This window comes from Cupriavidus phytohabitans (genome assembly GCF_017815025.1).
Classification (GTDB): Bacteria; Pseudomonadota; Gammaproteobacteria; order Burkholderiales; family Burkholderiaceae; genus Cupriavidus.
This window is the reverse complement of the sequence record NZ_JAGIQB010000303.1, coordinates 1-256: the sequence shown is the minus strand read 5'-3', so window position 1 is coordinate 256 and position 256 is coordinate 1. Positions and strand designations below refer to the sequence as shown.

General features: G+C 52.0%; 1 rRNA gene. It reads right to left on the bottom strand.

The window, feature by feature from the left end:
• Positions 1–256: ribosomal RNA gene (locus tag J8I34_RS34570) — 23S ribosomal RNA — on the bottom strand; the annotation flags it as partial.

Genomic DNA, 256 nt, shown 5'->3' with positions numbered 1-256 from the left:
AGCATTCGCACTTCTGATACCTCCAGCATCCTTTACAAGACACCTTCACAGGCTTACAGAACGCTCTCCTACCACGCGTACGCTCCTTTAAATCCACTAGCATTTACCACCATCGATCATGGTTGGTGGCTTTGTCGATGCTGCGCATCGACAAGCTTGGTGCACTTAAAGGAGCGCACGCGTCCGCAGCTTCGGTATATAGCTTAGCCCCGTTACATCTTCCGCGCAGGACGACTCGATCAGTGAGCTATTACGC